The following is a 6,878-nucleotide window of genomic DNA, read 5'->3' on the forward strand; positions in this document are numbered from 1 at the left end:
CAACGGCTTCGGCGCCTCGCCACCCTTGGTCAGCGATGGCGGCGCGTCGTTCTTGCCGCTGCCCCACGACGACGGCTTGGGGCCCATCTGGAAGTCGATGGTGCCGCCCTTGGCGAACGCGGACACGTCCAGGGAGAGGCCGCGCTGCTTCTTGCCGTTGACCTTGACGTCCTGCACGTACACGTTCGCGACGCTGTTGTTCGGGGCGTTGACGACGATGTCGCCGGTGCTGCGGTGCACTGTCATTCTGGTGAACTGCGGAGAGCCGATGGTCCACTCGGACGACCCGGCCTGCAGCGGGTACATGCCCAGCGAGCTGAGGATGTACCAGGACGACATCTCGCCGTTGTCCTCGTCGCCCAGGTAGCCCTGGCCGATCTCGCTGCCGACGTAGAGACGGCGCAGGATCTCCCGGACCGCCTCCTGGGTCTTCGACGGCGCGCCGGCGAAGTTGTACATGTACGGGATGTGGTGCGACGGCTGGTTGCTCATGCCGAGCTGCCCCATCCGTACCGCCCGGGCCTCCACCATCTCGTGGATGATGCCGCCGTAACCGCCGGGGCGGTCGGCGTTCTCCGGGGTGGAGAAGTAGGTGTCGAGCTTGTCGCGCAACGCCTTCTGCCCGCCGAGCAGGTTGGCCAGACCCTGACCGTCCTGCTGCGCGGTGAAGGCGAAGTTCCACCCGTTCGTCTCGGTGTAGACGCCACCCCAGTCCAGTGGGGCGTCGGCACGGAAGGTGCCAGCGGCGTCACGGCCCTGGAAGAGCTTCGTCTTGGAGTCGAACAGGTGAACGTAGTTGCGGGCACGCTCCAGGAAGTAGCGCGACTCCTCCTTGAGCCGGGCGCGCTCCGACTTCGGCGTGGCCGGGTCCTTGGCCAGGGCCGCACCCATGTTGCCGATGCCGTAATCGTTGATGTAGCCCTCCAGCGCCCACGACACCGACTCCGCGGTGGAGGTCGGCGTGTAGCCGAGGAACAGGGAGTTCTCGATGCCCTTACGGCCGACCTCGGGACGCCCGGACGCGACGGTCGCGTCCTTGACGGCGGCGTCGTACGCGGCGAGCGGGTCGGGCAGCTTGACCCCGGTGAGGTACGCCTGGGCCAGGGCCACGTTGGCGCTGGTGCCGGTCATCAGGTCGGAGTAACCGGGCGAGGACCAGCGGGCGATCCAGCCGCCGTCGCGGTAGTGCTGGACGAACCCGTCGGAAATCTTGGCGGCGATGTCCGGGTAGAGCAGCGAGTAGGCGGGCCACACGGTGCGGTAGGTGTCCCAGAAACCGTTGTTGACGTAGATCTGCCCGTCGACGATCTTCGCGCCGGTGTGGGTGGCTGTCGACGTGCCGGTCGGGGCCGATACCGGGCTCGCGTACTGCCAGCGCGGCGCGGCGGCGGTGCCGGTGTTCTCCGACTGCGAGTTCGGGTAGAGGTTCAGCCGGTACAGGTTCGAGTACATCGAGACCAGCTGCGCCTCGGTGGCGCCCCGCACCTCGACGCGGCCCAGCCGGTCCTTCCAGGCGGCGGTGGCGGCGGCGTGGATCTGCTCGAAGCTCTTGCCGGTGACCTCCAGGTCGAGGTTCCTGCGCGCCTGGTCGACGGAGAGGAACGACGTCGCGAGACGCATCGTCACCTCCCGGCTCCTGGTGACGTCGAAGGTGGCGGACGTCGCGGCGCTCGCCGTCGGCGCCCGGTCGAACGCGCCGGAGACGAACATCCGGGTCTGACCGGCCGACAGACCGCTGGCGTTGTCCACCCAGCCGGTGAACGTGCCGTCCGTGCCGATGGTGAAGGTGCCGTTGTGGAAGACGAGGCTTCCGGTCGCCTGCCCGGCGGGGAAGGTGAACCGCATGATCCCGGCGTGGTCGGTGGGCGACACCTCGGCGATCAGGCCGTTCTCCAGCTTCACCCGGTAGAGGTCCGGCTGCGCGGTCTCGTCGTCGTGGCTGAAGGCGAGCGCGCGGCTGGCGGGATCACCGGTGAGTGACCGGTCGCCGGCGACCGGCATGACCGACATCTGGTTGCGGTCACCCATCCACGGGCTCGGCTCGTGGGAGATCGCGAGGCCCTGCAGCATCGGCAGATTGGCCGCGTTGTTGATCCGGTGGTACTCGTACTCCCAGGAGTCGGAGTCCGCGTCGGTCACCGGGGTGAAGAAGTTGAAGCCGTTCGGCACCGCGGTGATCGGCAGGTTGTTGCCGCGCGAGAAACCGCTCGTCGAGTTGGTGCCCCGTCGGGTGTCGACGTAGTTGGTCAGCTTCGAGCCGTCGATGGACGCCGGGTTGGCCTCCACCTCGACATCGTCGAGCCAGCCCTGGAAGCGGGTCTCCCCGGTGGCCTTGGGGTGGTCGTACGCGAGCAGGATGCGGTCGATCGTCTTGCCGCGCGCGATGGTGCCGAGGTCGGTCTGCACCAGGTTCCACTGGTCGGCGAAGAGTGCCTTCGAGGCAGCCTGACCGGGGCCGGTGAGCAGGTTGCCGTGCTGGTCGACGGGTGAGCGCCCACTCAGGTAGCTGCCGTCGGTGAAGTGCAGGTCGAGCGCGGCGTAGGTGGACGGGTACTGACCGTCCCCATCGGTGAACTCAGGGAAGATCTTGTACGACAGTCGGGTCTTCGGCCCGACCGGGATGTTCACGTCGAAGAGCTTGTTGGTCCCGTACGAGCGGCCACCGGCCAGGGCGCCGCCGGCGTAGCGCAGCGCGGCGAGCCCGGTGAAACCGGCGTCCGGCTTCGTGGTGTACCCGTCGTACGGACCGGCGCTGACCACGCTGACCATGGGCGTGGTCGGCGGGCGGACATCCGAGCCGTCGCTGATGTTCCAGTCGCCGAGCTGCACGAGCGTGTCACCGGAGTTGGCGGTGACGTTCAGCCGGTAGAAGCCGTACGCGGTCGTGTTGGTGAAGCTGTACTTGTTCGTCGCGAAGCGCCCGCGGAACTTCTCGCCGGTGCGCTTGTCCAGATCGGTCCAGGTGCTGCCGTCGTTCGACCCCTGGATGACGAAGTCCCTGGGGTCTCGCCCTGGTGCGTCGTTGGCGGCGGTCAGCGAGTAGCGGACCACCGTCGTCGGCTTGGCGAGCTGGTAGGTCACCCAACCGGTCTTCGCGAAGGTGAGCCACTTGGTCGACGGCTCCTCGTCGGTGAGGTTAGCGGCGATCTCCCTCGGCAGGTGCTCATCGCTCGCGGTCACGGCGGTGACCTGGCCGAGCTGGCTGCCGGGCAGCGTGGAGACGTTGCCGCTCAGGTTGCCCTGGATCGGCTGTCCGTTCGCGCCGACCTCGACGGTGCCGGTGGCGGGCTTGGGGTCGGCGGACTCGAACGAGGACGCGAAGTCGCCCGGCGTTGCCGGGGTCGCGGCGTTGGCCAGGGGCGCGGCGACGAGCAGGCCCAGCGGTAGCAGGGCGGCTGTCGTCGCCGCGATCAGGCGGGGCGAGCGGGGGCTCGCAAGTGGTCTGTGCGACATGAGGGACGGGGCCTTTCGACTCGAACGGGGTCGAGTACGTCGAACGTCTGGGCAGTGTGGAGCGAATGGGGGTCAGGCCCTGACATCGTTGTCATCAGAGTTCGTGAGCAACAAGATCGGGGCAGTGGACTGCCGCTGATAGTTCCGGGCGCAACACGGCCGTGTCAACGGGTTGACCGGGTCGAAACGGCCACCGCCCGCACCGGGCCCGGCGGCCGACGTGCCGGGCCTCGACGCCGTCCGAGGACGTACGCCGAGGCCCGGGCACGAATCAGCAGTAGAGGTTGGCTCCGGCGGGCACGCCGAGGATGCCGACGAACTGCTGGTACCTGGTGACACGGCTCTGCACCTGGGCGGGGTTTCCGTTGTTGCACTCGATCGAGCCGTTGATGCTGCGGATCGTCTGCCCGAACCCGGCACCGTTGACCATCGCGTTGTGGGCGGTCATGGTGCCCGGCCCGTTCTGGGTCATCCAGTACCAGATACCGGTCTTCCAGGCCACCGCGGCGTCGGTCTGCACCAGCCACGGGTTGGTCAACAGCGGCAGGTTGAGGGCGTTACCGGCGGCGTTGTAGTTGAAGTTCCAACTGAGCTGGATCGGCCCTCGCCCGTAGTAGGCGGCCTGCCCGGCGGGGCAGCCGTACGACTGGCCGGGATCGCAGTAGTGCGGGTAGTTGGCGGTGTTCTGCTCGACGATGTGCACCAACCCGCCGGTCTCGTGGTACACGTTGGCCAGGAAGGCGGCGGCCTCCTGCCGCTGGACGGTGGCACTGCCGGTGCGCGCGAACGCCGGGTAGGCGCTGAGCGCGGCGACGAGTCCGGAGTACGTGTAGAACGAGTTGCGGCCCGGGAACATCTGGTTGAACTGGGCCTCGGTCACCACGAAGCCGCCCGGGTTGGTGGGCGGCGGGGTGGTCGGGGGCTGGCCGCCGCAGGTGTAGGGCTCCCAGTACCAGGTGCTGACGATCGGGTCGTACCCGGGATTGTCGTGCTCGGCGATGTAGTAGAGACCGTTGGTGTACCGCACGATCGCCCCGGCGGCGTACCAGGTTCCGGCCGTCCAGTTCGGGTAGCTGCAGGTCCCCCCGGTGGGTGGCGTGGTGCCTCCGCCGCACGCTCCGAGGTCCTCCCAGACGCCTGTCGTACCCGGCGGGGCCTCGTTCTGGGTCCACCACTTCGCCCGGTAGTTACGGCCGTTGTGGGAGACCTGGGCGTCTCCCCAGTAGACGGCCGAGGCCTGCCACGATGCCGAGCAGGCCGCTGCCGACGCGGCCGTGGCCGGGATGACCGCAACCAGTCCACCGGCGACGATCAGTGCCACCAGCGCGACCAGCGCGCGCAGTCTTGTCATGTGATCACTCCTTCCTGGGACCTCACTGGCCGAAATCCGGGCGGACATCGACCGAGATGACTGTAACATCTTCTGTTCACAACCTTTACTATTCCGGTGATGACCGGGTGAGTGCGGGCCCGGCGACCGACGACCGGTACTTCCAGGCACTTTCCGGAGCACAGCGCCCCTGACCGCGTCGACCCGCGAGACCGGGATGCCGCGAGAACTCGGACCCGATCACGACATGCCTGGCCAACACCCGGACGCGCGCCTGAGTTGTTCCGGTGATTTTCCGGAACTTGTTGACGTGTTGGAATTCTCGCTGTAATACTCCGATCCACTGAGGTCAATGCGATCGGCTTCGCTGTGGTATCGGCTCCAGCTACCCACCCATCCACACCTGTCCGGACTGTGCTGCCCGCATCCAGGGCGTGTCCGGGTCTGCGCGAAGGGGCACCAGATGAGCAGGCTCTTCCCCCGCACGGCGCTGTGGTCCCGGCGGTTGCGCGCGGCGCTCGCCGTCCTCGCCACCGCGGTCGCCATGTGCGGTGTCGTCCTCGCGGCCACCTCGACCCCGTCGAGCGCCGCCACCTGCAACGGCTACGTCGGCCTCACCTTCGACGACGGTCCGACCGGCAGCACCAGCGCGCTGCTGAACGTGCTGCGCGCCAACGGCGTACGGGCCACGATGTTCAACGTCGGGCAGAACGTCCAGAACAACCGGTCGGCCGCGCAGGCCCAGGTGTCCGCCGGCATGTGGGTCGCCAACCACAGCTGGAACCACGCCCACATGACCTCGATGTCCCAGGCGCAGATGCAGTCGGACCTGTCCCAGACCAGCTCGGCGATCCAGTCAGCGACCGGCAGCCGACCGGTTCTGTTCCGGCCGCCCTACGGCGAGACCAACTCCACCCTGCAGTCCGTCGCGTCGTCACTGGGCATGCGTCAGGTGATCTGGGACGTGGACTCCCAGGACTGGAACGGCGCCAGCGTCAGCCAGATCGTGGCCAACGCGAGCCGGCTCCAGGCCGGTCAGGTCATCCTGATGCACGACGGGATCCAGAACACCCGCGACGCGATCCCCCAGATCATGGCCAACCTGACCAGCCGCAACCTGTGCCCCGGCATGATCTCGCCGTCCACCGGCCGCGCCGTCGCGCCGGACGGCACCACGCCGCCGCCCACCACCACCCCGCCGCCCGCCGGCGGCACCTGCACCGCGACCGCCGCGACCACGAACGTCTGGGGCGACCGGTACAACACGTCGGTCACTGTCAGCGGCGCCAACACGTGGACCGTCGTCGTGGCCATCACCTCACCCCAACGGATCTCCACCGTCTGGAACGGCACCGCCACCTGGGACAGCAGCGGCACCGTCATGACGATGCGGTCCAACGGCAGCGGCAACACCTTCGGCTTCACCACGATGACCAACGGCAACAGCAGCGCCCGCCCACAGATCCGCTCCTGCACCTCGGGTTGACATCGCCCAGGTTGAGACGTGCGCGGTGGGTGCGCCCGGCACCCACCGCGCACCTGGCGGCCCGGCGCGCGGACCAGCCGCCACTAGCCTGCACTGATGCGACACACCCTCATCCCCGGGAATGACAGCCTGCACGGCCACTTCTCCCCCGATCTCCCGCCGGTGCTCACCATCGACCCCGGCGACACCGTCACCTACCGCACGCTGGACTGCTGGTGGTCCGCCGGCCCGTACCCCGGCGGGCCGAACCGGGACCGCCCCCGGGTCGCGCAGCACCGGCCCGACCACGGACACGCCCTGATCGGTCCGGTCGCGGTCCGCGGTGCGCGCGCCGGCCAGACCCTCGCGGTACGCATCGACGCGATCACCCCGGCCACCTGGGGAACCACGGTGGCCGGCGGCTGGCCGAGCGTGTTCAACCAGCGCTACGGCGTGCAGGAACAACCTGTGGTGCACGCCTGGACGCTGGACCCGGAGACGATGACCGGCCGCAACCAGCATGGCCACTCGGTCGCGCTGCGGCCCTTCATGGGAGTGCTCGGCATGCCACCCGCCGAGCCGGGACGACACTCGACGATCCCGCCGCGCCCCTACGGCGGCAATCTGGAC

The 6,878-nt window shown here is 68.6% G+C and carries 4 protein-coding genes; 2 read left to right on the plus strand and 2 right to left on the minus strand.

Features of this window, described 5'->3' with window-relative positions; all coding sequences use genetic code 11:
• Both KBX53_RS17290 and KBX53_RS17295 read right to left on the minus strand, forming a co-directional pair.
• The coding region (locus KBX53_RS17290) for a GH92 family glycosyl hydrolase (RefSeq protein WP_210860348.1) at positions 1-3,453 on the minus strand (3,453 nt) is incomplete at its 3' end.
• A gap of 271 nt (positions 3,454-3,724) precedes the next feature.
• Positions 3,725-4,804: a glycoside hydrolase family 19 protein gene (locus KBX53_RS17295; protein WP_210860349.1), complete on the minus strand. Its 1,080-nt coding sequence runs from the start codon at positions 4,802-4,804 to the stop codon at positions 3,725-3,727.
• A 442-nt stretch (positions 4,805-5,246) separates the two neighbouring features.
• Here KBX53_RS17295 and KBX53_RS17300 point away from each other — a divergent pair, with 442 nt between their 5' ends.
• Positions 5,247-6,269, plus strand: a complete 1,023-nt coding sequence (locus KBX53_RS17300; protein WP_210860350.1) for a polysaccharide deacetylase family protein — start codon at positions 5,247-5,249, stop codon at positions 6,267-6,269.
• 96 nt (positions 6,270-6,365) lie between these two features.
• Positions 6,366-6,878, plus strand: a 513-nt coding sequence (locus KBX53_RS17305) for an acetamidase/formamidase family protein (protein WP_210860351.1), incomplete at its 3' end; no start/stop codon positions are given.

This window comes from Micromonospora sp. M51 (assembly GCF_018070305.1).
In the GTDB taxonomy this organism is placed as follows: domain Bacteria; phylum Actinomycetota; class Actinomycetes; order Mycobacteriales; family Micromonosporaceae; genus Micromonospora; species Micromonospora parva.